The 1,170-nt window shown below is 53.0% G+C and carries 1 rRNA gene; it reads left to right on the top strand.

Annotated features, from left to right (window positions below):
• A 23S ribosomal RNA gene (locus tag JMY24_RS38060) occupies nucleotides 1-1,157 on the top strand; the annotation flags it as partial.
• Between the last annotated feature and the right edge of the window lie 13 nt (nucleotides 1,158-1,170).

Raw genomic sequence — 1,170 nt, 5'->3', positions numbered from 1 at the left:
AGGGTGAAGGGGTTGCAATAAACTGGTGGCTGCGACTGTTTAATAAAAACACAGCACTCTGCAAACACGAAAGTGGACGTATAGGGTGTGACGCCTGCCCGGTGCCGGAAGATTAAATGATGGGGTGCAAGCTCCTGATTGAAGTCCCGGTAAACGGCGGCCGTAACTATAACGGTCCTAAGGTAGCGAAATTCCTTGTCGGGTAAGTTCCGACCTGCACGAATGGCGTAACGATGGCCACACTGTCTCCTCCCGAGACTCAGCGAAGTTGAAGTGTTTGTGATGATGCAATCTCCCCGCGGCTAGACGGAAAGACCCCATGAACCTTTACTGTAGCTTTGCATTGGACTTTGAACCGGTCTGTGTAGGATAGGTGGGAGGCTGTGAAGCGTGAACGCCAGTTTGCGTGGAGCCATCCTTGAAATACCACCCTGATCTGTTTGAGGTTCTAACCTTGGTCCGTAATCCGGATCGGGGACAGTGCATGGTAGGCAGTTTGACTGGGGCGGTCTCCTCCCAAAGTGTAACGGAGGAGTACGAAGGTACGCTAGGTACGGTCGGAAATCGTGCTGATAGTGCAATGGCATAAGCGTGCTTAACTGCGAGACCGACAAGTCGAGCAGGTGCGAAAGCAGGTCATAGTGATCCGGTGGTTCTGTATGGAAGGGCCATCGCTCAACGGATAAAAGGTACTCTGGGGATAACAGGCTGATACCGCCCAAGAGTTCATATCGACGGCGGTGTTTGGCACCTCGATGTCGGCTCATCTCATCCTGGGGCTGTAGCCGGTCCCAAGGGTATGGCTGTTCGCCATTTAAAGAGGTACGTGAGCTGGGTTTAAAACGTCGTGAGACAGTTTGGTCCCTATCTGCCGTGGGCGCTGGATATTTGAAGGGGGCTGCTCCTAGTACGAGAGGACCGGAGTGGACGAACCTCTGGTGTACCGGTTGTCACGCCAGTGGCATCGCCGGGTAGCTATGTTCGGAAGAGATAACCGCTGAAAGCATCTAAGCGGGAAACTCGCCTTAAGATGAGATATCCCCGGGGCTTCGAGCCCCTTGAAGGGTCGTTCAAGACCAGGACGTTGATAGGTCAGGTGTGTAAGCGCAGTAATGTGCTCAGCTAACTGATACTAATTGCCCGTAAGGCTTGATCCTATAACAGGTGTGT

The organism is Paraburkholderia kirstenboschensis (assembly GCF_904848585.1).
Lineage (GTDB): Bacteria > Pseudomonadota > Gammaproteobacteria > Burkholderiales > Burkholderiaceae > Paraburkholderia > Paraburkholderia kirstenboschensis.
Note: the sequence above shows the minus strand (reverse complement) of the source record. Positions and strands in the feature narration are given on the sequence as shown.